Origin of the sequence: Pseudomonas sp. SIMBA_067, assembly GCF_046534675.1 — a bacterium.
Taxonomy (GTDB): domain Bacteria; phylum Pseudomonadota; class Gammaproteobacteria; order Pseudomonadales; family Pseudomonadaceae; genus Aquipseudomonas; species Aquipseudomonas putida.
The window spans coordinates 1-290 of record NZ_JAWRYH010000256.1; the positions used below are offsets into that span (position 1 = coordinate 1).

1 protein-coding gene is annotated in these 290 nt (G+C 59.7%); it reads left to right on the forward strand.

Annotated features, from left to right (window positions below):
• Positions 1–290, forward strand: a 290-nt coding sequence (locus SB765_RS28980) for a membrane dipeptidase (RefSeq protein ID WP_410932398.1), incomplete at both ends; no start/stop codon positions are given.

Consider the following 290-nt stretch of genomic DNA (forward strand, 5'->3'; position numbering starts at 1 on the left):
CCAAGGAACTGGGCAAGACCGGCATCCTCTTCGGCTTCCAGAACGCCCATGCCTTCGAAGACCAGATCGCCTACGTGGATGTGTTCAAGCAGCTGGGCGTGGGCATCGTGCAGATGTGCTACAACACCCAGAACCTGGTGGGCACCGGTTGCTACGAGCGTGACGGCGGCCTGTCGGGCTTCGGCCGCGAGATCGTGGCGGAAATGAACCGCGTCGGCATCATGTGCGACCTGTCCCACGTGGGTTCCAAAACCTCTGAAGAAGTCATCCTCGAATCAAAAAAGCCCGTG